The sequence below is a fragment of the Streptomyces durocortorensis genome, from assembly GCF_016901035.1.
GTDB classification, from domain to species: domain Bacteria; phylum Actinomycetota; class Actinomycetes; order Streptomycetales; family Streptomycetaceae; genus Streptomyces; species Streptomyces durocortorensis.
The window spans coordinates 43,790-67,389 of the sequence record NZ_JAFEUF010000014.1; the positions used below are offsets into that span (position 1 = coordinate 43,790).

Annotated in this window: 26 protein-coding genes, 1 pseudogene and 1 riboswitch; of the genes and pseudogenes, 19 read left to right on the forward strand and 8 right to left on the reverse strand. The window is 72.3% G+C overall.

Annotated elements, in window-relative coordinates; genetic code table 11:
- Nucleotides 1-16: 16 nt before the first annotated feature.
- A complete protein-coding gene (locus JS521_RS05205) occupies nt 17-322 on the reverse strand; it encodes a type II toxin-antitoxin system Phd/YefM family antitoxin (protein WP_205081534.1) in 306 nt (101 codons plus the stop codon).
- A gap of 85 nt (nt 323-407) precedes the next feature.
- On the opposite strand from JS521_RS05205, the gene JS521_RS05210 reads away from it, so the two are divergent.
- From JS521_RS05210 to JS521_RS05220, 3 genes are all read left to right on the forward strand, one after another.
- Nucleotides 408-1,013, forward strand: a complete 606-nt coding sequence (locus tag JS521_RS05210; protein WP_205081535.1) for an ATP-dependent Clp protease proteolytic subunit — start codon at nt 408-410, stop codon at nt 1,011-1,013.
- A gap of 52 nt (nt 1,014-1,065) precedes the next feature.
- The gene (locus JS521_RS05215; protein ID WP_205081536.1) at nt 1,066-1,371 is read left to right on the forward strand and encodes a hypothetical protein; all 306 of its coding nucleotides are present in this window, start codon (nt 1,066-1,068) and stop codon (nt 1,369-1,371) included.
- A 400-nt stretch (nt 1,372-1,771) separates the two neighbouring features.
- Nucleotides 1,772-1,936, forward strand: a riboswitch (cyclic di-AMP (ydaO/yuaA leader).
- Between the two features lie 3 nt (nt 1,937-1,939).
- Nucleotides 1,940-2,410: a C40 family peptidase gene (locus tag JS521_RS05220; protein ID WP_205081537.1), complete on the forward strand. Its 471-nt coding sequence runs from the start codon at nt 1,940-1,942 to the stop codon at nt 2,408-2,410.
- Between the two features lie 34 nt (nt 2,411-2,444).
- On the opposite strand, the gene JS521_RS05225 is transcribed toward JS521_RS05220, so the two are convergent.
- Nucleotides 2,445-3,131: a LysE family translocator gene (locus JS521_RS05225; protein WP_205081538.1), complete on the reverse strand. Its 687-nt coding sequence runs from the start codon at nt 3,129-3,131 to the stop codon at nt 2,445-2,447.
- A gap of 74 nt (nt 3,132-3,205) precedes the next feature.
- Here JS521_RS05225 and JS521_RS05230 point away from each other — a divergent pair, with 74 nt between their 5' ends.
- Nucleotides 3,206-4,147, forward strand: coding sequence for a LysR family transcriptional regulator (locus tag JS521_RS05230; RefSeq protein WP_205081539.1), 942 nt, complete (start codon nt 3,206-3,208; stop codon nt 4,145-4,147).
- A 30-nt stretch (nt 4,148-4,177) separates the two neighbouring features.
- Here the strand turns inward: JS521_RS05230 and JS521_RS05235 are convergent, their stop codons facing one another.
- Complete coding sequence (locus JS521_RS05235) at nt 4,178-4,609, reverse strand: ATP-binding protein (RefSeq protein WP_205081540.1); 432 nt, start codon at nt 4,607-4,609, stop codon at nt 4,178-4,180.
- Nucleotides 4,610-4,845: 236 nt separating this feature from the next.
- Between JS521_RS05235 and JS521_RS05240 the strand changes: the two genes are divergently transcribed.
- Both JS521_RS05240 and JS521_RS05245 read left to right on the forward strand, forming a co-directional pair.
- Nucleotides 4,846-5,700 (forward strand): helix-turn-helix domain-containing protein, encoded by an 855-nt coding sequence (locus tag JS521_RS05240; protein ID WP_205081541.1) that lies wholly within the window; start codon nt 4,846-4,848, stop codon nt 5,698-5,700.
- 59 nt (nt 5,701-5,759) lie between these two features.
- A complete protein-coding gene (locus JS521_RS05245) occupies nt 5,760-6,014 on the forward strand; it encodes a DUF397 domain-containing protein (RefSeq protein WP_205081542.1) in 255 nt (84 codons plus the stop codon).
- Here the strand turns inward: JS521_RS05245 and JS521_RS05250 are convergent.
- Complete coding sequence (locus JS521_RS05250) at nt 6,007-7,167, reverse strand: 8-amino-7-oxononanoate synthase (protein ID WP_205081543.1); 1,161 nt, start codon at nt 7,165-7,167, stop codon at nt 6,007-6,009. The two genes, JS521_RS05245 and JS521_RS05250, sit on opposite strands and share 8 nt — an antisense overlap.
- A gap of 243 nt (nt 7,168-7,410) precedes the next feature.
- Between JS521_RS05250 and bioB the strand changes: the two genes are divergently transcribed.
- From bioB to JS521_RS05270, 4 genes are all read left to right on the forward strand, one after another.
- Nucleotides 7,411-8,709: a biotin synthase BioB gene (gene bioB, locus JS521_RS05255; RefSeq protein ID WP_205081544.1), complete on the forward strand. Its 1,299-nt coding sequence runs from the start codon at nt 7,411-7,413 to the stop codon at nt 8,707-8,709.
- Nucleotides 8,702-10,063, forward strand: a complete 1,362-nt coding sequence (locus tag JS521_RS05260; RefSeq protein ID WP_205081545.1) for an adenosylmethionine--8-amino-7-oxononanoate transaminase — start codon at nt 8,702-8,704, stop codon at nt 10,061-10,063. The genes bioB and JS521_RS05260 overlap by 8 nt, the downstream gene beginning before the upstream one ends.
- Nucleotides 10,064-10,069: 6 nt before the next feature.
- Nucleotides 10,070-10,762, forward strand: a complete 693-nt coding sequence (gene bioD, locus JS521_RS05265; RefSeq protein ID WP_205081546.1) for a dethiobiotin synthase — start codon at nt 10,070-10,072, stop codon at nt 10,760-10,762.
- A 104-nt stretch (nt 10,763-10,866) separates the two neighbouring features.
- Entirely contained in the window at nt 10,867-11,544 is a 678-nt protein-coding gene (locus tag JS521_RS05270; protein WP_205081547.1) for a class I SAM-dependent methyltransferase, read from the forward strand.
- Nucleotides 11,545-11,571: 27 nt separating this feature from the next.
- On the opposite strand, the gene JS521_RS05275 is transcribed toward JS521_RS05270, so the two are convergent.
- Both JS521_RS05275 and JS521_RS05280 read right to left on the reverse strand, forming a co-directional pair.
- Nucleotides 11,572-11,943: a hypothetical protein gene (locus tag JS521_RS05275; protein ID WP_018957883.1), complete on the reverse strand. Its 372-nt coding sequence runs from the start codon at nt 11,941-11,943 to the stop codon at nt 11,572-11,574.
- Entirely contained in the window at nt 11,940-12,182 is a 243-nt protein-coding gene (locus JS521_RS05280) for an antitoxin (protein ID WP_205081548.1), read from the reverse strand. The genes JS521_RS05275 and JS521_RS05280 overlap by 4 nt, the downstream gene beginning before the upstream one ends.
- A 95-nt stretch (nt 12,183-12,277) precedes the next feature.
- On the opposite strand from JS521_RS05280, the gene JS521_RS05285 reads away from it, so the two are divergent.
- From JS521_RS05285 to JS521_RS05315, 8 genes and pseudogenes are all read left to right on the forward strand, one after another.
- On the forward strand, nt 12,278-12,724 hold the full coding sequence (locus tag JS521_RS05285) for a GNAT family N-acetyltransferase (protein ID WP_205081549.1): 447 nt from the start codon (nt 12,278-12,280) through the stop codon (nt 12,722-12,724).
- Between the two features lie 290 nt (nt 12,725-13,014).
- Entirely contained in the window at nt 13,015-14,352 is a 1,338-nt protein-coding gene (locus tag JS521_RS05290) for a hemolysin family protein (RefSeq protein ID WP_205081550.1), read from the forward strand.
- Nucleotides 14,349-15,368, forward strand: coding sequence for a hemolysin family protein (locus JS521_RS05295; protein WP_205081551.1), 1,020 nt, complete (start codon nt 14,349-14,351; stop codon nt 15,366-15,368). The genes JS521_RS05290 and JS521_RS05295 overlap by 4 nt, the downstream gene beginning before the upstream one ends.
- Before the next feature lie 97 nt (nt 15,369-15,465).
- The gene (locus tag JS521_RS05300) at nt 15,466-16,314 is read left to right on the forward strand and encodes an SGNH/GDSL hydrolase family protein (protein ID WP_205081552.1); all 849 of its coding nucleotides are present in this window, start codon (nt 15,466-15,468) and stop codon (nt 16,312-16,314) included.
- 119 nt (nt 16,315-16,433) lie between these two features.
- Complete coding sequence (gene purB / locus JS521_RS05305; RefSeq protein ID WP_372448552.1) at nt 16,434-17,867, forward strand: adenylosuccinate lyase; 1,434 nt, start codon at nt 16,434-16,436, stop codon at nt 17,865-17,867.
- Between the two features lie 77 nt (nt 17,868-17,944).
- On the forward strand, nt 17,945-18,526 hold the full coding sequence (gene mug, locus JS521_RS05310) for a G/U mismatch-specific DNA glycosylase (RefSeq protein WP_205081554.1): 582 nt from the start codon (nt 17,945-17,947) through the stop codon (nt 18,524-18,526).
- A 396-nt stretch (nt 18,527-18,922) separates the two neighbouring features.
- A pseudogene (locus tag JS521_RS37450) lies at nt 18,923-19,021 on the forward strand (DNA-binding response regulator); the annotation flags it as partial.
- A gap of 100 nt (nt 19,022-19,121) precedes the next feature.
- Nucleotides 19,122-20,279, forward strand: coding sequence for an ROK family protein (locus JS521_RS05315; RefSeq protein WP_205081555.1), 1,158 nt, complete (start codon nt 19,122-19,124; stop codon nt 20,277-20,279).
- A gap of 297 nt (nt 20,280-20,576) precedes the next feature.
- Here JS521_RS05315 and JS521_RS05320 read toward each other — a convergent pair whose 3' ends face one another.
- Nucleotides 20,577-21,347, reverse strand: coding sequence for a GntR family transcriptional regulator (locus JS521_RS05320; protein ID WP_205081556.1), 771 nt, complete (start codon nt 21,345-21,347; stop codon nt 20,577-20,579).
- 286 nt (nt 21,348-21,633) lie between these two features.
- Nucleotides 21,634-22,518: an RNA polymerase sigma-70 factor gene (locus tag JS521_RS05325; RefSeq protein ID WP_205081557.1), complete on the reverse strand. Its 885-nt coding sequence runs from the start codon at nt 22,516-22,518 to the stop codon at nt 21,634-21,636.
- 122 nt (nt 22,519-22,640) lie between these two features.
- On the opposite strand from JS521_RS05325, the gene JS521_RS05330 reads away from it, so the two are divergent.
- On the forward strand, nt 22,641-23,471 hold the full coding sequence (locus tag JS521_RS05330; RefSeq protein WP_205081558.1) for an alpha/beta fold hydrolase: 831 nt from the start codon (nt 22,641-22,643) through the stop codon (nt 23,469-23,471).
- Nucleotides 23,472-23,600: the final 129 nt, after the last annotated feature.

Below are 23,600 nucleotides of genomic sequence, written 5' to 3' on the forward strand. Positions count from 1 at the left end.
CGGTCCGGTCGGGGCGTCAGGCGTTCCGGTCGCCGCCGCCGCCGCCGTCGCCGTCGTGCGGGCGGTGCTCGGCGGCGATGCCGAACCTGCGCCGTTCGCCCTGAGCGGATGGCGCGGAGCCGATCGAGGAGACCGAGCTGATCACCTGCTCCTCGGCAGCCGCCTCATCCGCTTCGAGCCGTTGCAGGTCAGCAGCGGAAACCAGCGCGATGAGCGGCTTGCCGTGCCGCGTCACCACGACGCGTTCACCGCCGTAGACAACGCGGTTGATCAGTTCGGCGAGCTCCGCCCGTGCTTGCGTCACCGGAATCTCGTAGGCCATAGTCCCCATCATAACCTTCTGTACGTCCTGTACATTTTTTACGGATGAGCAGACGGATGGTCAGCTCCAGGAGAGAGGCACCGCCATGATCCGCCCCGCCGCCCGTTACGTCCTGCCGGAGTTCACCGAGCGCACCGCGACCGGAACCCGGACTCTGGACCCGTACTCCAAGCTGCTGTCCGAGCGGATCGTCTTCCTCGGGAGCCCGATCGACGACACCGCCGCGAGCGACCTCATCGCCCAGCTCATGTATCTGGAGCACGCCGATCCGGACCGGCCCCTGTCGCTCTACATCAACTCCCCCGGCGGTACGTTCCAGGCGATGGCGGCGGTCTACGACACGATGCGGTACCTGACCTGCGAGGTGGAGACCTTCTGCCTGGGACAGGCGGGCTCCTACGCGGCGGCCCTGCTGGCGGCCGGGGCGAAGGGGCGTCGACATGCACTGCCCGGCGCGCGGGTAGTCATTCAGCAGCCCGCACTGGAGGAGCCGATGCGGGGCCAGCCGTCCGACCTGGAGATCCACGCGCGCGAACTGGTGCGCACCCGCGAGATGTTCGCGGCCATGCTGGTCCGGCACACGGGGCGGACCGCGGAGCAGATCACCGCCGACATCGAGCGCGACACCATCCTCGACGCCAAGGCCGCCCTCGACTACGGGCTGGTCGACCACGTCGTGGAGAACCGCTGACCGATCCGGCCGCCGTACGACCGGCCGCCGAACGACGCGAGGTGAAACGCCGATGGAGCCAACCGAGTTCCCGCCCCTGCCCGCACTGACCCGGGCCGAGGGCGAGTTCGTCGACTGCTATCTGGCCGTGCTCGACCAGGTGGGCCGGATCAACCCCCCCCACGGCGGCGACACCTACAGCGCACTGCGGGCCGCCCAGGCCCTGGCCTCCGGGGCGGCGGCCCTGCGCGACGCCTTGGCCCTGATGCACGAGCGCGGCGAGTCGCGGCTCCACGCCGCCACCCTGGCGCGGGCGCTGCGCGTCCTGGACGGGGAGCGGCGGGCGGGCCGGGTCGCGATGCCGCCGACGACGAACTGACCCGCTCCGCCTACCCGGAGAGCGCGACACGGGCGGGGCCGACAGCGCATTACGGGAGTTGACCGGGCGCCACGCCGCACGACACGCCCGGTCCCGTGATCGATTTGCCTCGCTCGTTCGGCGTAGGGGATCACCCGCGCGAGCGACGGCTCAACTTGCGTTCGACGTCCGGCCCGTACTCGAAATGCACCCTTTCACCGCTGGTACGAGGGTGTGCGCCGGGCTCGTCGGCGGGCGCGAATCCAGCCTGTCCACCTGAATGGATCAGTGGTGAGGAGACTCACAAATCACCGTTTCAACTCGGAAATCCGGCACGGAGTGCGTCAAGATCCCTGGGACGACAAGCCCCCGCCACCGCGGCGGGGCGGTCCGGGCGGACGCCGAGTCCTGCCGCCGCCCGGATGACTGGTCGACAGAAGTGGATCGGCAGGAGTGGAGGACCCGAGCACAACGGGCCGACCGGGAGACCGGGAAGCCCTCGGGGTGAAGCCGCGTCAAGCGGCCGGGCAACTTCGCCAGCCCGAACCCGACAGGTCATCCTTCACAGGCGGCTGACGAAGGGTTGCGCATGTCTGCGCAGGTTCATGTCCCGTCTCTGTTCGCCCGGTTCGGTACGGCTTCGGTGCTCACCCTGGCCGTGACGTCCACGATGCTGGCGCCCGGCATGGTGAGTGAAGCCGAGGCCGCCGCCCATTCGACGAAGGCTTTGAAGGTCGCCGCGTCGAAGAAGGGCGCTCCCTACAAATACGGAGCGGCCGGCCCCAGCCGCTTCGACTGTTCGGGCCTGACGGTCTACTCGTTCAAGAAGGCCGGCAAGAAGCTTCCCCGCACGGCACAGCAGCAGTACAACAAGACCCGCCATATCGGGAAGTCGCAGCGCAAACGCGGCGACCTCGTCTTCTTCCATTCGGGGCGCAGCGTCTACCACGTGGGCATCTACGCCGGGGCCGGGAAGATCTGGCACTCCCCCAAATCGGGGGACGTGGTGCGACTGGCGAAAATCTGGTCCAAGAGCGTCTGGTACGGACGGGTCCGCTGACCCCCGACCGGACGCTCTTTCCGTGCGGCCGGCCTCAGCGCAGCAGTGGGCCGGTGACCAGGGCGAGTCCCAGTCCGGTGAGCGCCACACCGCTGCCGCCCTCGATGGCGCGGGCGGTACGCGGTCGGCGCAGCCACCGGCCCAGCCGGTCCACGAGCAGGGCCACGGCCGGGAACCAGATCAGCGCCAGCACCACCACGAGGGCCGCGAGCAACAGGGTCCGGGGCAGTGGCGGCTGACCGTGGGGCACGAACTGCGGCAGCAGGCTGAGGAAGAGGACCGGGGCCTTCGGGTTGAGCGCGTTCGTCAGAAACCCCTGGCGCAGCGCACGCCCGGACTCCCCGGGCACGGGCCGCCCCGGCGACCTGCCCTCCGTCGTACCGGAGGGCGGGTCGCCGGGCGTGCCGGACGGCTCACCGGGGCTGTCCGGTGCGGGCCGGCGGCGGATCGCGTACAGCGCGCTGAGCCCGAGGTAGAGGACGTACGCACCGCCGAGCAGCTGGACGGTGCGGAAGAGCACGGGCATCGTCACCAGCACCGCGGCGAGTCCGGCGACCGCGAGCGCGGTGTGCACGAGGAGTCCCCCGGCGACGCCGACCGCCGAGGCCAGGCCCGCGGTGCGCGAGGCCAGGGCGTTGCGTACGACGACGGTGAAGTCGGCGCCGGGCAGCGCGACCATGCCGGCGGCGATCCCGGTGAAGGCGATCAGTTGTGCGTCCATGAGGTCCACCTTGGACCTGCGGAGCCTTTAGCGTGTACTTGCAATCTTCTGGGTCTGCCTAAAGGAACGCTTTCATGTACGACCCGACACGGCTCGCGGCGCTCGTGGCGGTCGCGGAGGCCGGTTCGATCACCCGGGCCGCCGCCCGCCTGGGCTACACCGCGCCCGCGCTCTCGCAGCAGCTGGCCAAGCTGGAGCGGGAGGCGGGGGCGGCGCTGCTGGTGCGCCACCATCGCGGGGCGCGGCTGACGGCGGCGGGCGAGCTGCTGGCCGGCCGGGCCCGGCGGGTGCTGGACGAACTGGACCAGGCGCGGCACGAGCTGGCGCAGCTGGCCGGTCTCTCGGGCGGCCGGCTGCGGGTGGGGACGTTCACGACGGCCGGGATCCATCTGCTGCCCCCGGTCCTGAGCGCGTTCCGGCGGGCCCACCCCGAGGTCGAGCTGGCCGTCGCCGACCATGAACCGCCCGGCGGGATCGCCGCCGTGGCCGCGGGCGAGGTGGACCTCGCCCTGACCCATGCCTACGAGCCGGGGCCGGTCGCGCCTCCGCCGGTGGGGGTGTTCGTCGACCCCGTCCTGGTCGAGGAGCTGGTACTGGTCACCTCGGTGGGCCACCGACTCGCCGAGGGCACCGGGCGGCTGCCGGTCGGCGAGCTGGCGGGGCGGCCGCTGATCAGCAGCGCACCCACCCATCCGCCCCGGCGCGGGGTCGAGAGCGCGCTTGCGAACGCCGGGGCGACGCCCGCGGTGGTCTGCGAGTCGCCCGGGTACGCGCTGGTGTGCGCGCTGGTCAGCGCGGGGCTCGGGGTGGCGGTGGTGCCGGAGATGGTCGCCTCGATGGCGGCGGCCCCGCTGTCGGTCCGGCGGCTGGAGCCCGCGTCGTTCCGCCGGACCATCTCGGTCGTGCACCGGGGCGAGCGGTCGAGCGCGGCTGCCGCGACGCTGCTCGCGCTGCTGCGCAGCGGCTTCGGCCGCGGGGGCACGGCCGGGCCGGCGAACCGGCCGTCCACGGGCTGACGCCCGCGGTTCTTCCGCGCCCCGCCGGAATCAGCCCTGGAGGGCCACGGCCCACGGGAGCGCGATCCAGACCGTCTTGCCGCCCTCGGCGGTCGGGGTGACCTGGAGCCGCCCGCCGCGCTCCTTGGCCAGGGTCCGGATGATGACCATGCCCCGGCCGTTGTCCTGCCGGACGGCGGCGGGCAGTCGCTGGGGCCAGCGGGGGTGACTGTCCGTGACGCCGAGATACAGCTCCTCGTCGCGTTCGAGGCGCAGATCCACGGTGAAGGTGGGCGACTGGCCGAACGTGTGCTGAACGGCGTTGGTGGCCAGCTCCGAGACGATCAGCCGGATGGTGTCGGCGAAGTCGCTGTCGCCGGGCAGGCCCCATTCGGTCAGGGTCCTGGCCACGTGTCTGCGGGCCGTGGAGACCGAGGCCGGATCGCTCGGCAGAGTGACGGATGCTTCCTGATGGTCTGCCATGGCGACGCCGTCCCTTTCCCGCCCCGGGCGACCGACTGGCCGGCCGGGATCGTGCTTCGCGCCAGACTGCCATCGATACAGCTCCCTGTAACGGGGTTCGGCCAAGATATGCATATATCTGTCGCTCGAAGCGGTGAATTCAGGACCCGTACGGCGTGGGCGGGCGGCACACTGGCCCCTCTGGGGGCCGGCCCCGGCGACGGACCGGCCCTTCCCGACAGCGGAAGGAGACCGGCATGCTGAACGGCCCCGTCGTCCGGCGGCGCAAGCTCGGTGAGGAGCTGCGGAGTCTGCGCCACGCCTCCGGGCTGACCAGTCGGGACGCGGCGCGGCTGCTCGGCTGGCACCAGTCGAAGGTGAGCCGCGTCGAGACGGGCGCGAGCGGGGTGACGCCCGCGGACGTGTCGCGGCTGCTGGACGTCTACGCGGTGCGCGACACCCAGTTGCGTTCGCTGCTCGAAGTCCTCGCGGGGTCGGCCGGCGGCGGCGGTTCGGGCTGGTGGCATGCCTACCGGGGGCTGATCCCGCCCCAGTACCGCGACTTCATCAGTCTGGAGTCGCAGGCCAGTACGGTCCGGACGCTGGAGACCTCCGTGGTGCCGGGGCTGCTCCAGACCGCCGGATACGCGCGGGCCGTGACCCGCGCCTCGCTGGACGGGTTACCGGACGGCCGGCTCGACTCCCTGGTCGAGGTCAGGCTGACCCGCCAGCGAGTGCTGCGCGCGAGCCCGCCCCTGCGGTTCACCGCTGTACTGGACGAGGCGGTGCTCCATCGCGAGGTGGGCGGGCCGGAGGTGATGCGGGACCAGCTGCACCATCTGATCCAGGTGTCCCGACTGCCGAACGTGCAGCTGCAGTTGTTGCCGTTCGCGGCCGGCGGGTACGTCGGACTCACCGGCCCTTTCGTCATCTTCTCTTTTCCGAACACTTCCGATCTGGATGTGGTCGTTCTTGACCACTTGACGAGTAGCCTCTATCTGGAGCGGAAAGAAGACCTCGACGCGTACAGCTCGGCCTTCCGTACCTTGCAGGCGCACGCGCTGTCGCCCGAACGCACGCTGGACCTCATCACCGCGATCAGCCGCAGCTAGCGGGACCGGGCCGTCCGGCCAGGTCCCGCCGGACCGTCCGACTGCCCGAGGGGGCCACCATGTCCGACCGTTGCGCACCACCGCCGTCGCCCACAACGCCGTCCACCGCTTCATGGCGGCGCAGCAGCCGCTCGACCGGAATGAACAACTGCGTGGAGACCGCGCTGTTCGGCGCTCTCCTCGCCGTACGCGATTCGAAGGACGTGGACCGGCCGCCGCTGCGCTTCTCGGCGGCGGCCTGGAGCACGTTCGTGACCGGCCTCGCCCCGCGCGGAGCCGATCCGCACGGAACCGGCCGGCACCCGATCAGCTGACCGGAACGTCCGCCTGCCGGGGAGCGGTGGCGACGATCGTGGCCACCGCGGTCGTGATCTGCTCCTCGGTCAGGTCGGCCCGGGCGGTCAGCCGCAGCCGGGAGATGCCGTCCGGTACGGACGGCGGGCGGAAGCAGCCCACCGCCATCCCGGCGGCGCGGCAGTCGGCCGCCCAGCGCACCGCGGCGTCCGCCGATGGCGCCCGGACGGAGACGACGGCCGCGTCGGGCCGGACCGCCCGCAGCCCGGCGGCGGTGAGCCGCGTGTACAGCGCGGTGGCCACGTCACGGGCACGCGCCGCCCGTTCGGGCTCCCGGCGCAGCACGTCGAGGGCGCCGAGCGCGCCGCCGGCCGCCGCCGGGGCGAGTCCGGTGTCGAAGATGAACGTACGGGCCGTGTTGACCAGATGGTCGATGACCCGGGCGGGCCCCAGGACCGCTCCGCCCTGGCTGCCCAGCGACTTGGACAGGGTGAGCGTGGCCACGGTCCCGTCGCCGCCCGCCAGGCCGGCCGCGGCCAGCGCACCTCGTCCGCCGTCGCCCAGCACGCCGAGGCCGTGGGCGTCGTCGACCAGCAGGGCGGCGTTCGCGGAGCGGCAGACCTCGGCCAGCGCGGCCAGTGGGGCGGCGTCGCCGTCGACGGAGAAGACGGAGTCGGTGACGGCGAGGGACCGGCCGTCGTGGGCCCCCAGCGCCTTGGCGACCGCGTCCGGGTCGGCGTGGGGGACGACGGCGGTCCCGGCACGGGAGAGCCGGCAACCGTCCACGATCGAGGCGTGGTTGCCAGCGTCGGAGACGATGAGCGAGCCGCGCCCGGAGAGCGCGGTCAGCGCGGCGAGATTGGCCGCGTACCCGGAGGAGAGCACGAGGGCCGCCTCGAAACCGCAGAACGCGGCGAGTTCGCGTTCGAGTTCGGCGTGCAGGGCGGTGGAGCCGGTGACCAGCCGGGATCCAGTGGCGCCCGCTCCCCAGCGACGGGCGGCGGCGGCCGCGGCGGCGGTGACCTCCGGGTGCCGGGTGAGGCCCAGGTAGTCGTTGCTCGCGAGGTCCAGCAGCTCCGGCTCGGCGTCGCGCGGACGCAGCGTCCGTACGAGTCCGGCGGCGGCCCGGTGGCGGGCCTCGGCGTCGATCCATTCGAACGGGGCGAAGGACATGGGGCGGTCCCTTGGGTAGACGGGCCCTGGGCGGGCGGCTCCGCGCGGACGTCCGGTGCGGAGGGTCCGGTGCGGCAGGTCCGGTGCGGGCAGTCCTGTACGGACGGGCTCTTTGTAGGCAGCCAACAGACCCTAGCCGGGTGCGCAGCAGGTCAGGGTGTGGCAATACACACACCCTCGCCCGGGTCTCCTGTCTGGTTCCTCCTTGGCTGGAGGCGGTGCCGTAAGCCAGGATCATCTTTCATGGACCTGCTGAACACGCTGGTGGACAAGGGGCTGCGGCGCGAACTGCCGACCCGCGAAGAAGCGCTCGCCGTGCTGGCGACCTCCGACGACGACCTGCTCGACGTGGTGGCCGCCGCAGGGAAGGTACGCCGTCAGTGGTTCGGGCGGCGCGTCAAGCTCAACTATCTGGTCAACCTGAAGTCCGGGCTCTGCCCCGAGGACTGCTCGTACTGCTCGCAGCGGCTCGGTTCGAAGGCCGGGATCCTCAAGTACACCTGGCTGAAGCCGGACGAGGCGTCCAAGGCCGCCGCCGCCGGGGTGGCGGGCGGCGCGAAGCGGGTCTGCCTGGTGGCGAGCGGGCGCGGCCCCACCGACCGGGACGTCGACCGGGTCACCAAGACCATCGAGGCGATCAAGGAGCAGAACGAGGGCGTCGAGGTCTGCGCCTGTCTCGGTCTGCTCTCCGACGGGCAGGCCGACCGGCTGCGTTCGGCGGGCGCCGACGCGTACAACCACAACCTCAACACGTCCGAGGAGACGTACGGGGCGATCACCACGACGCACACGTACGCGGACCGGGTGGAGACCGTGCAGCAGGCCCAGGCCGCGGGGCTCTCGGCGTGTTCGGGGCTGATCGCCGGGATGGGCGAGAGCGACAAGGACCTGGTCGACGTGGTGTTCGCGCTGCGCGATCTGGACCCGGACTCGGTGCCGGTGAACTTCCTGATCCCGTTCGAGGGAACCCCGCTGGCCAAGGAGTGGAACCTCACCCCGCAGCGCTGCCTGCGCATTCTGGCGATGGTCCGCTTCGTCTGCCCGGACGTGGAGGTGCGGCTCGCGGGCGGCCGTGAGGTGCACCTGCGCTCGATGCAGCCGCTGGCGCTGCACCTGGTCAACTCCATCTTCCTGGGCGACTACCTGACCAGTGAGGGCCAGGCGGGCCAGGCCGACCTGGACATGATCGCGGACGCCGGTTTCGAGGTGGAGGGCGCGGGCACGACGACGCTGCCGCGCCACCGGGCCGACGCCCTGGCCGGCGGTTGCGGTACGCCGGCGGAGCCGGCCGGGTGCGGAACGCAGGAGTCCGCCGGCTGCGGTTCGCACGGTGGCGGCGGGGGCTGCGGGCCGTGCGGCGGCCACGGGGAGCCGGAGCAGGCGGCCGGCGCGGAAGCCGTCGCCGTCCCCGACGCCGACGCCGACGCCGACGCCGGGGAGAGCGTCCCGGTCGCGCGGACGGAGGCGAACGGCGCGGCGCGTACGGATCTGGTGGCGGTGCGCCGGCGCGGTGCGGGGACGGATCTCGCCCCCAATGCCTGAGCCGGACGCCCCCGCGCTCCCCCAGCAGGCCGCGCACTCCGGACCCGCCGCGCCGAAGCCGTACGCCCCCGACGAACTGCGGGCGCTGGACCGGGCGCACGTCTGGCACCCGTACGGTCCGATGCCCGGCCGGCAGGAACCGCTGATCGTGGAGTCGGCCTCCGGGGTACGGCTCCGGCTCGCCGAACCCGTCGAGGGGCAGCGCGAGTTGGTGGACGGCATGTCGTCCTGGTGGTCGGCGGTACACGGCTACAACCACCCGGTCCTGAACGAGGCCGCGCGCGGCCAGCTGGACCGGATGAGCCATGTGATGTTCGGCGGGCTCACCCATGAGCCCGCCGTCCGGCTGGCGACCCGGCTGGTGGAGATCACCCCTGAACCGCTCCGGCACGTCTTCCTCGCCGACTCCGGGTCCGTGTCCGTCGAGGTCGCGGTGAAGATGTGCCTCCAGTTCTGGCGTTCGGCCGGTCGTCCGGCCAAGCGGCGGCTGCTGACCTGGCGCGGGGGCTACCACGGGGACACCTGGCAGCCGATGTCCGTGTGCGACCCGGAGGGCGGGATGCACGAGCTGTGGTCGGGCTCCCTGCCCCGGCAGGTCTTCGCGGACGCCCCGCCGGACGGCTTCGACGCGGAGCCGGACGCCGCCTACGTCACGCATCTGCGGGAGCTGATCGCCGCGCACGCCGGGGAGTTGGCGGCGGTCATCGTGGAGCCAGTGGTACAGGGCGCCGGTGGGATGCGGTTCCACTCCCCCGCGTATCTGCGGGTGCTGCGCGAGGCGTGCGACGAGCACGACGTCCTGCTGGTCCTCGATGAGATCGCGACCGGTTTCGGGCGTACGGGCAAGCTGTTCGCCGCCGGGCATGCCGGGATCTCGCCGGACGTGATGTGTGTCGGCAAGGCGCTGACCGGCGGCTATCTCACGATGGCGGCGACGCTGTGCACCACGCGGGTGGCCGAGGGCATCTCCAGCGGTGAGGTGCCGGTGCTGGCGCACGGGCCGACGTTCATGGGCAACCCGCTGGCCGCCTCGGTGGCCTCGGCTTCGGTGGACCTGCTGCTCGGGCAGGACTGGGAGGGCGAGGTGGCGCGGATCGGCGCGGGTCTGCGCTCCGGGCTCGCGCCCGCCGCGGATCTCGCGGGTGTGGTGGACGTACGCGTCCTCGGGGCGATCGGGGTCGTCCAGCTCGACCACGAGGTGGACATGGCGGCGGCGACCCGTGCGGCCGTGCGCGAGGGCGTGTGGCTGCGGCCGTTCCGCGATCTCGTCTACACGATGCCGCCGTACGTCACGGGTGACGAGGACGTGGCACGGATCTGCCGGGCCGTGTGCGCCGCGGCGCGGGAGGGCTGAGGCGATATGTCGACGATTCTGTTGGTGTCCGGTACGGGCACGGAGATCGGCAAGACCGTGGTGACCGCCGCGGTGGCGGCCGCCGCGCGGGGACGCCGGGTCGCGGTGCTCAAGCCCGCCCAGACCGGGCTCGTCCCCGGGGAGCCGGGCGACGCGGCCGAGGTCGCGCGGCTGGCGGGAGGCCATGTGACGGCGGTCGAACTGGCTCGCTTTCCTGAGCCGTTGGCCCCGGCCACGGCCGCGCGGCGGGCGGGGCTCGCCCCGGTGCGGCCGTTCGAGGTCGCCGAGGCGGCTCAGAAGTTGGCCACCGAGCACGATCTCGTGCTGGTGGAGGGTGCGGGCGGGCTGCTCGTGCGGTTCGACGACGAGGGCTCCACCCTCGCGGACGCGGCCCGGCTGCTGTCCGCGCCCGTGCTGGTGGTGGCCCCCGCGGGTCTGGGCACGCTGAACGCCACCGCGCTGACGGCCGAGGCGCTGCGGAGCCGCGGGCTGAGCTGCCGGGGTGTGGTGATCGGCAGCATGCCGTCGGAGCCGGACCTCGCGTCCCGGTGCAACATCGAGGACCTGCCGGTGGCGGCCGGTGCGCCGCTGCTGGGCGCGGTACCGGCCGGTGCGGGTGCGCTGCCGGGCCCCGAGTTCGCGGCCCGTGCGTCGAGTTGGCTCGCCCAGGAGCTCGGAGGGACCTGGACCACGCGCTGACGGAGCGTGCGGGGGCCGGACAGCCCCTTCGAGGATTCCCGCCGGGTCGATCCGGGGGAGAATCGTGGAGGAGCGTCACGTCCACTCCGTAACGGAGGTCCGTCATGCAGCTGCGCAGCAGGAAGCTCCCCCGGGACGCCGTGCACCACCCGGTCTTCGCCCGTTTCTACGCCCGCTTCAGCGAGGCCGCGGATGTGAAGGGCGGCGTCGCCGCGTACCGCGAGGAGCTGCTGTCGGGGCTCTCCGGCCGGGTCATCGAGGTCGGCGCGGGAAACGGGCTGAACTTCGCCCACTACCCCGGTGCCGTGTCGGAGGTCGTGGCGCTGGAACCGGAACGCTCGCTGCGGCAGCTCGCGGCCCGTGCCGCCCTGCGCGCCGAGGTGCCGGTGGACGTGGTGCCGGGGGCGGCCGAGGCGCTGCCGGTCAAGAGCGAGGCGTTCGACGGGGCGGTGGCGTCGCTGGTGCTGTGCACCGTACGGGATCTGCCCCGGGCGCTCGCCGAGATCAGGCGGGTCCTGCGGCCGGGCGGCGAACTGCGGTTCTTCGAGCACGGGCAGGCGCCGGGCCGGGCGCTGGCGACCGCGCAGCGGGCGGCCGACCGGACCCTGTGGCCGCTGCTCTTCGGCGGCTGTCACACGGCCCGGAATCCGCTGGCCGCGATCGAGGCGGCGGGCTTCGAGATGGGCACGTACCGCAGACTGCGCATCCCGGAATCGGGCCTCCAGATGCCCTCGTCCCCCTGTGTCCTCGGCGTGGCCCGTAAGCCGTTCACGGAGGACTGAGCCGGCGGCCGGGGGTTTCGCGCTGTCTCACACGCTCCACTGCCGCAGCTCGTCGGCGATGGCCCGCACGTCCGCCTTGCCCTGCTTGACCAGCAGTGCCAGGTCGCGGACCTGTTCGGGCGAGGTGATGACCTTGAGCCCGGAGGCGACGAGATAGCCGTACGCGACGGCCGAGGCGAACATCGCGTTGGAGTGTTCGAGCGCGGGCACATGCAGCAGCAACTGCAACAGGGCGGCCGCCCGGGCGTGCGGGTCGCTGTAGACGGCGCTGCCGAAGATCTCCGCGTCATGCCGTGCCACGGCGGCGACGAGCGCACCCCAGTCGACGACCTGCGGGTCTCCGGGCGTCTTGTGCTCGGCGACCATCAGCAGCCAGGAAAGGTCGATCCGCAGGTTCAACGGGTGCCTTCGCGCCGGGTGCCTTCACGCTCCGGGCCGAACTCCTCGGCGAACACCGACTCGTACTGCTTCATGAAGTCGGCCGCGGCCTCGACAAAGGTGTGTCCCACCTCGCCCGCGTCCTGCTGGACGAGTTCCTCTATGTAGCGGTTCACACTCATCCCCCTCTGGAGCGCGCGTTGCCGCGCGGCCTCGGCGGTGGCCTCGTCCACTCGAACGTTCAGCTGAGTCTTGGGCACGCAACCACGCTAGCGCGGCCGCGCTAGCACCGGCAAGAGGAGCGGGTGACCGCGGTACGGAACGCGATCGACGCCCCTGTGCGGCGGATGGTGGGATGGCCGCCATGAACGATCTTTCGATGTCGACACGGATACGGTCGGCGACCGCGGCCGACCTGGACGAGGTCCTCGCCTTCTGGAAGATGGCCGCCGAGGGCACCAGCATCAGCGACGACGGGGAGGGGATCGCCCGCCTGGTGGAACGGGATCCCGAGGCGTTGATCCTCGCCGAGCGGGAGGGGTCTCTGGTGGGCACCGTCATCGTGGGCTTCGACGGCTGGCGCTGCCATCTCTACCGGCTCGCGGTCCACCCGGAGCAGCGGCGCCGGGGTGTGGGAGGCGCCCTTCTCGCGGCGGCGGAGGAACGGTTCACCGCTCTGGGCGGGCGGCGCGCCGACGCCATGGTCCTCGACCGCAACACCTCCGCCCACCACGCCTGGCGCGCGGCGGGGTACGAGCCCGAGCCGCAGTGGAGCCGCTGGGTGAAGCACCTGACCGACTGACGCGGTACGGGCACGGGCCCCGGCGGCGGTGACGTCTGCCGTCGGCGAGTCGGGATGGTGGGGGCGCACTGACGCGGTAGGACACAGCACTGCTGGGCAGACGCCTACGATGACATGCCCCTCCGTCACCCTTCTGCCGAAAGGTGTGAGCGTCCGCCCATGGGCGAGCCTCCCCGTAGCCGGTCCCTCCGGCACCACCGATCTCTCCGGTCCCTCCGGTCGCGCCGCATCCGCCGATACCGCCGCGCGGTCCCTCCGCCCCTGCCCGATCATGGGACGGAGGTGAACCGATGATCGAAGTGCTTCTGCTGTTCGTCGCCCTGCTGCTCTGCGTCGCCTGCGGCGCGTTCGTCGCGGCGGAGTTCTCCCTGACCACGGTGGAGCGCAGCGAACTCGAACGGGCCGTCGAGCGGGGCGAGCGGGGTGCTGCGAGCGCGCTGAAGGCCGTCCGGAGTCTCACCTTCCAGCTCTCGGGGGCCCAGCTCGGCATCACCGTCACCAACCTGGTGATCGGCATGCTCTCCGAGCCGTCGATCGCCAAGCTGATCCGCAGCCCCGTCGAGGCGGCGGGGCTGCCTCCCGCCGCCGCGTCCACCCTGGCGCTGATCATCGGTACGGCGCTGTCCACGGTGGTCCTGATGGTGGTCGGCGAGCTGGTCCCGAAGAACTGGGCGATCTCTTCCCCGCTGGCCGTGGCCAAGGCGGTGGCCACCCCGCAACGGGGGTTCACCGCGGTGTTCCGGCCCTTCATCAGTCACCTCAACAACACGGCCAACCGGATCGTGCGTCGCTTCGGCCTGGAGCCGACCGAGGAGCTGGCCTCCGCGCGCAGCCCGCAGGAGCTGGTGGCGCTGGCCAGGCACTCGGCGAAGGAGGGCGCGCTGGAGGCGGACACGGCCGAGCTGTTCGTCCGCACCCTGAACCTCTCGGAGCTGACGGCGGAGAACGTGATGACGCCGCGGGTCCAGGTGACCGCGCTGGAGCTGCACGCGACGGCCGAGGACGTCGCCAACGCCACGCGCGCGACCGGTCTGTCCCGCTTCCCCGTGTACCGGGGCAGCCTGGACACCGTGGTCGGTGTGGCCCACATCAAGGACGTGCTGGCGATCCCCGCCGACCGGCGGCCCCGCACCCGCGTCTCGGAACTGGTGCGCGAGCCCCTCCTCGTACCGGAGACGCTCACCGTGGACAAGCTGCTGGACCGGTTGTCCGGCAAGCTCGCCATGGCCGTGGTGATCGACGAGTACGGCGGTACGGCCGGGGTCGCGACGCTGGAGGACATCGTGGAGGAGGTCGTCGGCGAGGTGCGCGACGAGCACGATCCGCACGAGACGCCCGATCTCGCCGCCGCCGGTGAGGACGCCGACGGCCGCGCCCTGTGGTCTGCCGACGGGGCGGCCCGCACCGACCAGCTCCGCAGGATCGGGCTGCGGGTGCCGGACGGGCCCTACGAGACCCTCGCGGGGCTGATCGCCGCCGAGCTGGGCAGGATCCCCACAGCCGACGACACGCTTGAACTGGAAGGATGGCGGATCGACGTGCTCGACGCCTCGGGCCGCCGGGCCGCACGGGCCCTGCTGCACGCCCCCCTCCCCGGGGCCGAGGACCGTGAGGAGGAGGGCCGGTGATCGTTCTCCAGCTCTTCATCGGTCTGCTGACCCTGGTGGCGAACGCCTTCTTCGTGGGCGCCGAATTCGCCCTGATCTCGGTGCGCCGCAGCCAGATCGAACCCGAGGCCGAGGCCGGCAACCGGCGGGCCCGCAGTGTCATCTGGGGCCTGGAACACGTCTCGGCGCTGCTCGCCGCCGCCCAGCTCGGCATCACGCTCTGCACCCTGGTGCTGGGCATCGTCGCCGAACCGGCCATCGCGCATCTGCTGGAACCGGTCTTCGACGCGGTGGGGGTGCCGCACGGTCTGGTGCACCCGCTCTCCTTCGCCATCGCGCTGAGTGTGGCGACCTATCTGCACATGCTGCTGGGCGAGATGGTCCCGAAGAACATCTCCCTGGCCGAACCCACGCGCAGCGCACTGGCGCTGGGCCCGCCGCTGGTCGCGATGGCCCGGGCCCTGCGGCCGGTGATCTTCGCCATCAACGCCTTCGCCAACGCTCTGCTCAAGCTGTTGAGGGTGGAGACGAAGGACGAGGTCTCCGCGACGTTCTCGGACGACGAACTGGCCCGGATGGTGCAGGACGCCGGGGACGCCGGGCTGGTCGACGACCGCTCCGCGCAGCGCCTCCACCACGCACTGGAGCTGGGGCGCCGGCCGGTGCGGGACGTGGTGATGCCGGTCGACCGGGTGCTGTACGCCCGGGTCGGCACGACCCCGGAGGAGCTGGAGCGGCTCTCGTCCGAGTCCGGGTTCTCCCGCTTCCCGGTGATGGACCGCGAGCAGCGCATCCTCGGCTACCTCCATGTGAAGGACGCCCTGGACGCGATGCCGCGCGACGTTCCCTTCCCGGTGTCGGCGATGCGGCCGATCGCCCGGGTCCGGACCGCGACTCCGCTGGACGACGCGCTGACCGCGATGCGCCGCAGCCGGACCCACCTGGCGGCGGTCCTGGACGAGCACGGGAAGCTGGCAGGCATGGTCACGATGGAGGACGTGCTGCGGGAACTCGTCGGTCGGCCGGGATCCCGCTGACCGACCGCCCGGCCGGCCCGTCGGCCCCTGCCCCGCCGTCCGGCCGGCTCGCGCCCGACTGGCCTGCCGACCTACCGACCGGTACGCTCATCGGGCCATGGAATTGAATGCCTCCTACACCAGTCTTGTCGCGGTCGGCGACTCGTTCACCGAGGGCATGTCGGACCTGCTGCCCGACGGCACCTACCGGGGCTGGGCCGACATCCTCGCCTCCCGGCTCGCGGCCCGGTCCCCCGGTTTCCGGTACGCCAATCTCGCCGTACGCGGAAAGCTCATCGGCCAGATCGTCGACGAGCAGGTGGAGGCGGCGGCCGAACTCCAGGCCGACGTGGTCACGCTCGTCGGCGGGCTCAACGACACGCTGCGGCCGAAGTGCGACATGGCGATGGTCAGGGGTCGGCTCGAAGAGGCCGTGGAGCGTCTCGCACCGACCTGCAAGCAGCTGGTGCTGATGCGCAGCCCCGGGCGCAGCGGGCCGGTGTTCGACCGGTTCCGCCCCCGGGTGGAGGCGCTGTTCGCCCTGATCGACGATCTGGCCGGGCAGCACGGCGCCGCAGTGGTGGACCTCTACTCCGCCCCCTCGATCGCCGACCCCCGGATGTGGGACGTCGACCGGCTCCACCTCACCACCGATGGCCACCGCCACGTCGCCGAGGCCGTCTGGCAGACACTGGGACTCCCCGCCGAGCTGGACTGGCGCGCGCGGATGCCCGCGACCGCACCGCCGCGCTGGGCGGCCCGGCGGACCGAGGACATCCGCTTCGCCCGGCAGCACCTGGCCCCCTGGATCGGGCGACGGCTCACCGGCCGCTCCTCCGGCGACGGACGCTCGGGCGCACAGTTCGACGCCGCGACGGGGAAGGCCTTCTGGATCACGCCCGCGGACGCCGAGATCCCCGGTCCGGTGACGGGCTGGCGCCGCGCCGCCTCCCCCGCTCCTTCGTAGCCGGCCCTCCTCCGCGCCCGGCCCTCCTTCGTCGCCGGCCCTCTCTCGTAGCAAGCCACAAACAGGGGCGCGGCGCTGGCCTGCACGAACCGCCAGTAGAATCCCTTTACGTGAACGCCGTGTCTGCGAAGCCTCGCATCCCCAATGTCCTGGCCGGCCGCTACGCCTCCGCGGAGCTGGCCGTCCTCTGGTCCCCCGAGCAGAAGGTGAAGCTGGAGCGTCAGCTGTGGCTGGCGGTGCTGCGCGCTCAGAAGGACCTCGGGATCGAGGTGCCCGACGCCGCGCTCGCCGACTACGAGCGGGTGCTGGACCAGGTGGACCTGGCCTCCATCGCCGAGCGCGAGAAGGTCACCCGGCATGACGTGAAGGCCCGGATCGAGGAGTTCAACGCCCTCGCCGGTCATGAGCAGGTCCACAAGGGCATGACCTCCCGGGACCTGACGGAGAACGTCGAGCAGCTGCAGATCCGCCTTTCGCTGGAGCTGATGCGCGACCGCACCGTGGCCGTGCTGGCCCGGCTCGGCAAGCTCGCCGCGGAGTACCGCGAGCTCGTGATCGCCGGACGCTCGCACAATGTCGCCGCGCAGGCGACGACCCTGGGCAAGCGCTTCGCGACCGCGGCCGACGAGCTGCTGGTCGCCTACGGCCGCCTGGAGGACCTGCTCTCCCGCTACCCGCTGCGGGGGATCAAGGGCCCGGTCGGCACGGCGCAGGACATGCTGGACCTGCTCGGCGGCGACGCGGACAAGCTCGCCGACCTGGAGCAGCGCATCGCCGGCCACCTCGGCTTCGCCGAGGCGTTCACCTCGGTCGGCCAGGTCTACCCCCGCTCGCTCGACTACGACGTGGTCACCGCCCTGGTGCAGCTCGCCGCGGCGCCCTCCTCGGTGGCGAAGACCATCCGGCTGATGGCCGGCCACGAGCTGGTGACCGAGGGCTTCAAGCCCGGCCAGGTCGGCTCGTCCGCGATGCCGCACAAGATGAACACGCGCTCCTGCGAGCGGGTGAACGGTCTGATGGTGATCCTGCGCGGCTACGCCTCGATGACCGGTGAGCTGGCGGGCGACCAGTGGAACGAGGGCGACGTGTCCTGTTCCGTGGTCCGCCGGGTGGCGCTCCCGGACGCGTTCTTCGCGTTCGACGGCCTCCTGGAGACCTTCCTGACGGTGCTGGACGAGTTCGGCGCGTTCCCCGCGGTCGTGGCGCGCGAGCTGGACCGCTACCTCCCCTTCCTGGCCACCACCAAGGTCCTGATGGGCGCCGTACGGGCCGGGGTCGGCCGTGAGCTGGCGCACGAGGCGATCAAGGAGAACGCGGTCGCCTCCGCCCTCGCGATGCGGGAGCAGGGCGCCGAGCGCAACGAGCTGCTCGACAAGCTCGCCACGGACGAGCGGATCCCGCTGGACCGCGCCCAGCTGGACGAGCTGATGGCCGACAAGCTCTCGTTCACGGGTGCCGCCGGCGACCAGGTGACGTCGCTGGTCGCCCGGATCGAGGAGATCGCCAAGCAGCACCCCGAGGCCGCGAACTACGCCCCCGGCTCGATCCTCTGACCGGCACCGCCGTCACCGCCTGACGCGCGAATCCGCGTGACGCCGGAAACCGTATGCCGCATGACGTCGGAAGCCGCATGACGCCGGAAGAGCTGAGCGCCGCCCGTGACCGCATCGTCCCCGATGTGGCCGCGGGCGGCCTCCGCGTGCTCTTCTGCGGCATCAACCCGAGCCTGATGACCGCGGCGACGGGCCACCACTTCGCCCACCCCGGAAACCGCTTCTGGCCGGTCCTGCACCGCTCGGGATTCACACCCCGGCAGCTGCGCCCGTCGGAGCAGGCCGAGTTGCTCGATCTCGGGCTCGGGATCACCAACGTGGTGGCGCGGGCCACGGCCCGGGCCGACGAGCTGAGCGCGGACGAGTTCCGGGAGGGCGGGGCCCTGCTGACGGCGAAGGTCGAGCAACTCGCGCCCCGGTGGCTCGCGGTGGTCGGCATCACCGCCTACCGCACAGCCTTCGGGGAACCCCGGGCCCGCATCGGCTCCCAGGACCGCACGGTCGGCGGCGCCCGCGTGTGGGCTCTCCCCAACCCCAGCGGCCTCAACGCCCACTGGACGGTCCAGAGCATGGCCGAGGAGTACGCCCGCCTCCGGGACGCCGTGCTCAACGTTCGTCCGAACGACCGGCCCACCCCCGACCCCGACTCGGCCCACTGAGCGCGTCCTTTCCCCATCGACGCCCTTACTCTGCCCCTCGCCCTTGCAACTTGCCCTTGCTCTTGCTCCGGCCACTGGCCGGGCGGAACTCCCCCGGTCCTCATGCGTCCCGGTTGCGAACTCATGACGCGTCTCGCCCGTGAGTGAGCTGGAGGTGATCAATCCGGTCTCCGGGGCGACCGGTCTCCCCGGCAGCGGCAGTGGACTGCGCGGCATGCGTGAACGAGCCGCGCTGCTGGGCGGGGACATGCGCTGACGCTGGCGGTGGTGCAGGCGGGTACGGCGAAGGCGGCGAGGGCGGCGAACGATCCGGCGTTCACCGAGCGGGCAGCGGAGAGGGCGTTGAGGACCGGATCTGATCCGGCCCGCTCCGCCTGCTCCTGGCCCACGGTCCCGAGGTCCCATGTCAGCTCGGTCCTCGCGAAGTTGGGTGCACGGGACCGTACGCAGGCGGTCATCGCTGCCTACGAGTCGGGATTCTTCGCTCCGGGATGACGCAGGTTGCGGCTCGATACCGGCTTGCCTCGCTGGTCGCAGGGCTCCCGGCCAACGAGTACGATCCGGCAGACATGCGCACGAGCTGGGAGGACATACCGTGGGCCGGCTGACCGGTGGGGATCCGTCGCTGTTGCGGCGGATCAATTCCGCGGTAGTGCTGCACGCCCTGAGGGGGGCCGGCTCACCGACGCTGACGGACCTGACGCGGATCACGGGGCTGTCCCGGCCGACGGTCGAAGGGGTCGTCGAGGGACTGTTCGAAGCGGGGCTCGTGGTCGAGGCCCTGCCCGACGAGAGTGAGGCGCGGCGTCAGGGGCGCCCTGCCCGGAGGTTCCGTTTCCGGGCCGAGGCGGGGCACCTCCTCGGGGTGGAGATCGGTCCGCACCGGGTTTCCGCGCTCATCTCGGGGCTCGACGGGCGGGTCGTCGGGGCCGGCTCCCGCGTGGTGTCGGAGACGGCGGGCGCTGACGACCGGCTCGACCAGGTCCGGGCCGTCATCGCGGACGTGCTGCGCCGCACCGGGGTGGCCCGAAGCAGTCTGCGAGCGGTCGGGGTGGGCAGTCCCGGGATCGTGGAGGCCGACGGCACCGTACGGCTGGGCACGGCGTTGCCGGAATGGACCGGCCTCGCCCTCGGGGAGCGGCTGCGCCGTTCGTTCCGGTGCCCCGTGCTCGTGGAGAACGACGCCAACGCCGCCGCGGTGGCGGAGCACTGGAAGGGCGCGGCCACCGAGTCCGACGATGTGGTCTTCGTGCTGGCGGGGCTGAGTCCCGGTGCAGGGTCCTTGATCGGAGGGCGGCTGCACCGGGGGTTCGGCGGGGCGGCCGGGGAGATCGGCGCCCTGCACCTGCTGGGCCGGGACGTGACGCCGGAGCACCTGTTGTCGACGACGGACACGCCGCTGGACCCGCTGGACGAGCCTGCGGTGGCCGCGGTGTTCGCCAAGGCCAAGGAGGGCGACGCGGGGGCCCAGGCCGCGGTCGAGCGGTTCCTTCAGCGGCTGGTGCACGATGTGGCGGCGCTGGTGCTGGCGCTCGACCCGGAGCTGGTCGTGGTCGGTGGCTGGGCCGCCGGGCTGGACGGGGTGCTGGAACCCCTCCGCAGGGAGCTGGCCCGTTACTGCCTGCGCCCGCCCCGGGTGACCCTGTCGCTGCTCGGCGAGGCCGCCGTCGCGACGGGGGCGCTGCGGCTCGCCCTGGACCATGTCGAGGAGCAACTGTTCGCCGTCGAGGGGCCCGTGACGGCCCGCCGCTGACCGCGAGGGCTGGAGCGGGAGCGGGAGCGGTCCAAGTCGTGGACGGGCCGCTCTGCTCCGGTCGGCTTCCACTCCGGCCGGCCTTGCTCCGGCCGATCTCTGCTGCCGGCCGACCTCTCCTGCCCGCCGGCCTCTCCCCCGCCCCGGTACCAGCAACGGCCGGGCGCAGCCCCGTAACCCGGAAAGGCCGGGGCCCTGTCCCGTAACCCGGAACGGGCGGGACAAAACGCGCCCGCCGCCCCTCAAGGACCGGGGTCCTCGGGAGCGGCGGGCGTGGGGCCGAGCGGGTCGGAAGGGTCAGGAGGCCTGGCGCTCCGGCTGGTCGTCGTGGCTGATCTCCAGCGCGCCGGAGTCCCCGAAGGTGAGCCGGCAGGTGTCCGCGCGGTAGGTGGCGACGGACACGGCCGCCGTACCGTCCGCGGTGAAGTAACGGGTGGTGACGACGAGGACGGGGGCGCCGGGGAGCCGGTCCAGTTCCTTGGCGTCGTCCGCCCGCGCGGAGCCGAGCTCCACGGAGCGGTCCTGGCCCTGCAGGCCGAGCCGGTGCAGCTCGCGCAGGACGCTCCGGGCGCGGACGGCGCCGGACGGGGCATCGATGGCGGAGAGGTCGGGCACCGAGGAGGCGGGGATGTAGAGGAGCTCCGCCGCCACCGCCTGCCCCTGGGTGTCACGGATCCGGCGCACCACGTGCACCGGCTCGGCGGGGTCGGTCCCGAGCATCGCCGTCACCGCGGCCGGGGCCTTGTCCATGGTGCTGTCGACCGGCTGCCAGGCCTCGCCGCTGACGCCGCCCGCCCATTCGTGCTGGGCGGTGGAGACGGCGATGCCCACGCGTGGCGGGGCGACGGTCGTCCCGACACCGCGGCGGCGCTGCAGCCTGCCTTCCAGTTCGAGCTGCTCCAGGGCCTGCCGGAGCGTGGCTCGCGCGACACCGAACCGGGCGGCGAGGTCCCGCTCGTTGGGCAGGATCTCCCCCACCGCAAAGTCCGAGTCGAGTGCCTCACTGAGCACGGTCTTGAGGTGCCAGTACTTCGGCTCCTGTACCGATTCCAGCTGCGTGGTCCCCACCCTGATCCTCCGCAATCGCCCGGCGTCTTTTCCGCGACGTTATTTATTAAAGGTTCCTGCCTTAAGTGGAGACCCTAGGACGGCATACCCCCTTGGTCAAGACCAATCCTTATTCCGTAACGGAACGAAACGGGACTCTGGCGCAGAGCGTTCACACGACGTTCGCGATGCCGTGAGGCGAGCGCAGCACGAAGCCCCGCCATCGCGGCGAACGGCGAGGCTCTGACCAGGCACGCGGTAGACCCGTGGGGCCGATGGGGGCCGGGGCGGCCCGTGATGCTCGCGGCTATTCGACGGGCAATCCGGAGAGCTTGTCCGGATTACGAAGGATATAGGCGCATTGAATGACACCTTGGCTGACTTCGATCTGAAAGACGGTGTCGACTTCCCCTCCGACGATGTAGACCACGGCGGGTCCGCCGTTGATCTCCGTGACGCGGATCTCCCCGCCGGGGTCGAGATCCGCCGCCACGGCGAAGAGGACGCGCCCGACCTTGTCGGCGGTCTCGATGATCCGCCGCGCCGCCTTGGCCTTGCCGCCGCCGTCGCTGATCAGCCGGACGTCCGGGGCCAACAGGGCGAGCAGCTGCTCGATGCCGTCCCCGGATGCGGCGGCCAGGAACCGTTCGGTGAGGTCGCGCCGTTCGGCCGGGTCCACGTCGTACCGCGGCTTGCGCTCCTCCACATGCCGCCTGGCCCGGCCGGCGAGCTGCCGGACGGCGGCCTCGGTGCGGTCCAGGGCGGTGGCGATCTCGGCGTACGGGAATCCGAAGGCCTCCCGCAGCACGAACACCGCGCGCTCCAGCGGTGAGAGCGATTCGAGGACGATGAGCACGGCGAGCGAGACGGAGTCGGCGAGGACGGCGCGTTCGGCGGTGTCGGGCACGGCAGGGCCGAAGTCCGTGACGACCGGCTCCGGCAGCCAGGGCCCCGGGTACGTCTCCCGGCGCGCGCGCAGGTGCCGGAGCCGGTCGATGGCCAGCCGGGTGGTGATCCGCACCAGGAAGGCGCGCGGCTCCCGGATGTCCTCGCGCGTCGCCGCCGACCACCTCAGCCACGCCTCCTGCACCACGTCCTCGGCGTCCGCGACACGGCCCAGCATGCGATAGGCGACCCCGGTGAGGACGGAACGGTGCTCCTCGAAGAGCTCGGTCGCGGCGTCGGCGGTCATCCGCCCATCCCAGCCCAGGGGCCACTTGCTGTCCAGCGGGAATCGCCGGGCCCCTTGAACTACAAGCTACCCGACGGTAATTGTTGTTGACGAGATGTCTACCCACTCCAGGGAGCAGCAGCATGACCACCACGGTCTCCTTCACCGTCGCAACGGCCGACGGCCCCCGTCCGGTCTCGGTCGCGTACGAACGGACCGGCTCGGGCGAACCGTTGCTGCTCCTCCACGGCATCGGGCACCACCTGCGGGCCTGGGATCCGGTGACGCGGATCCTGGCCGCCGAGCGTGAGGTGATCGCCGTGGACCTGCCCGGCTTCGGCACCTCGCCCGCGCTGCCGGACGGGGTTTCGTACGATCCCGGAACCGTCGTCCCGGTGCTCGGAGCCTTCTGTGCCGAACTCGGCCTGAACCGCCCCCATGTGGCCGGGAACTCGCTGGGCGGCCTGCTCGCACTGGAGATGGGCCGCACCGAACTGGCGCGGTCGGTGACCGCGCTGTCCCCGGCGGGCTTCTGGACGGAGGCGGAGCGGCGCTACGCCTTCGGCACCCTGCGGACGATGCGCCGGAGCGCGCTGGCCCTGCCGGTGCCGCTGATCGAGCGCCTGTCGCGCAGCGCGGCCGGGCGGGCGGCGCTCACCAGCACCATCTACGCCCGGCCCGGCAGGCGTTCACCGGAGGCCGTCGTCGCCGAGACGTTCGCCCTGCGCGGAGCGACCGGATTCCACCAGACGCTGGAGGTCGGCCGGGGCGCGTTCTTCGGCGAGGATGTGAAGGGCGTCCCCGTCACCGTCGCCTGGGGCACCCGCGACCGCATCCTGCTGCGCAGGCAGGGCGTCCGCGCCAAGCGGGTGATCCCCGACGCCCGGCTCGTGCGCCTGCCCGGCTGCGGGCACGTTCCGATGAACGACGACCCGGCGCTCGTGGCCCGCGTCATCCTGGACACCAGTCGCTGAACCCTCGCGTCCGGCCTTCGGGGGGGGGGCCCGGGGGGGCGCCCCCCCCGGGGGGCGCCCCCCCCCCCCCCCCCCCCCCCCCCCCCCCCCCCCCCCCCCCCCCCGCCGGGAACCGCCCCCCACCGCACC

Coding starts and splice junctions, on each gene's coding strand:
- JS521_RS05205 (WP_205081534.1), bottom strand. CDS start 322: ATGGCCTACGAGATTCCGGTGACGCAAGCACGGGCGGAGCTCGCCGAA.
- JS521_RS05210 (WP_205081535.1), top strand. CDS start 408: ATGATCCGCCCCGCCGCCCGTTACGTCCTGCCGGAGTTCACCGAGCGC.
- JS521_RS05215 (WP_205081536.1), top strand. CDS start 1,066: ATGGAGCCAACCGAGTTCCCGCCCCTGCCCGCACTGACCCGGGCCGAG.
- JS521_RS05220 (WP_205081537.1), top strand. CDS start 1,940: ATGTCTGCGCAGGTTCATGTCCCGTCTCTGTTCGCCCGGTTCGGTACG.
- JS521_RS05225 (WP_205081538.1), bottom strand. CDS start 3,131: ATGGACGCACAACTGATCGCCTTCACCGGGATCGCCGCCGGCATGGTC.
- JS521_RS05230 (WP_205081539.1), top strand. CDS start 3,206: ATGTACGACCCGACACGGCTCGCGGCGCTCGTGGCGGTCGCGGAGGCC.
- JS521_RS05235 (WP_205081540.1), bottom strand. CDS start 4,609: ATGGCAGACCATCAGGAAGCATCCGTCACTCTGCCGAGCGATCCGGCC.
- JS521_RS05240 (WP_205081541.1), top strand. CDS start 4,846: ATGCTGAACGGCCCCGTCGTCCGGCGGCGCAAGCTCGGTGAGGAGCTG.
- JS521_RS05245 (WP_205081542.1), top strand. CDS start 5,760: ATGTCCGACCGTTGCGCACCACCGCCGTCGCCCACAACGCCGTCCACC.
- JS521_RS05250 (WP_205081543.1), bottom strand. CDS start 7,167: ATGTCCTTCGCCCCGTTCGAATGGATCGACGCCGAGGCCCGCCACCGG.
- bioB (WP_205081544.1), top strand. CDS start 7,411: ATGGACCTGCTGAACACGCTGGTGGACAAGGGGCTGCGGCGCGAACTG.
- JS521_RS05260 (WP_205081545.1), top strand. CDS start 8,702: ATGCCTGAGCCGGACGCCCCCGCGCTCCCCCAGCAGGCCGCGCACTCC.
- bioD (WP_205081546.1), top strand. CDS start 10,070: ATGTCGACGATTCTGTTGGTGTCCGGTACGGGCACGGAGATCGGCAAG.
- JS521_RS05270 (WP_205081547.1), top strand. CDS start 10,867: ATGCAGCTGCGCAGCAGGAAGCTCCCCCGGGACGCCGTGCACCACCCG.
- JS521_RS05285 (WP_205081549.1), top strand. CDS start 12,278: ATGGCCGCCATGAACGATCTTTCGATGTCGACACGGATACGGTCGGCG.
- JS521_RS05290 (WP_205081550.1), top strand. CDS start 13,015: ATGATCGAAGTGCTTCTGCTGTTCGTCGCCCTGCTGCTCTGCGTCGCC.
- JS521_RS05300 (WP_205081552.1), top strand. CDS start 15,466: ATGGAATTGAATGCCTCCTACACCAGTCTTGTCGCGGTCGGCGACTCG.
- mug (WP_205081554.1), top strand. CDS start 17,945: ATGACGCCGGAAGAGCTGAGCGCCGCCCGTGACCGCATCGTCCCCGAT.
- JS521_RS05325 (WP_205081557.1), bottom strand. CDS start 22,518: ATGACCGCCGACGCCGCGACCGAGCTCTTCGAGGAGCACCGTTCCGTC.
- JS521_RS05330 (WP_205081558.1), top strand. CDS start 22,641: ATGACCACCACGGTCTCCTTCACCGTCGCAACGGCCGACGGCCCCCGT.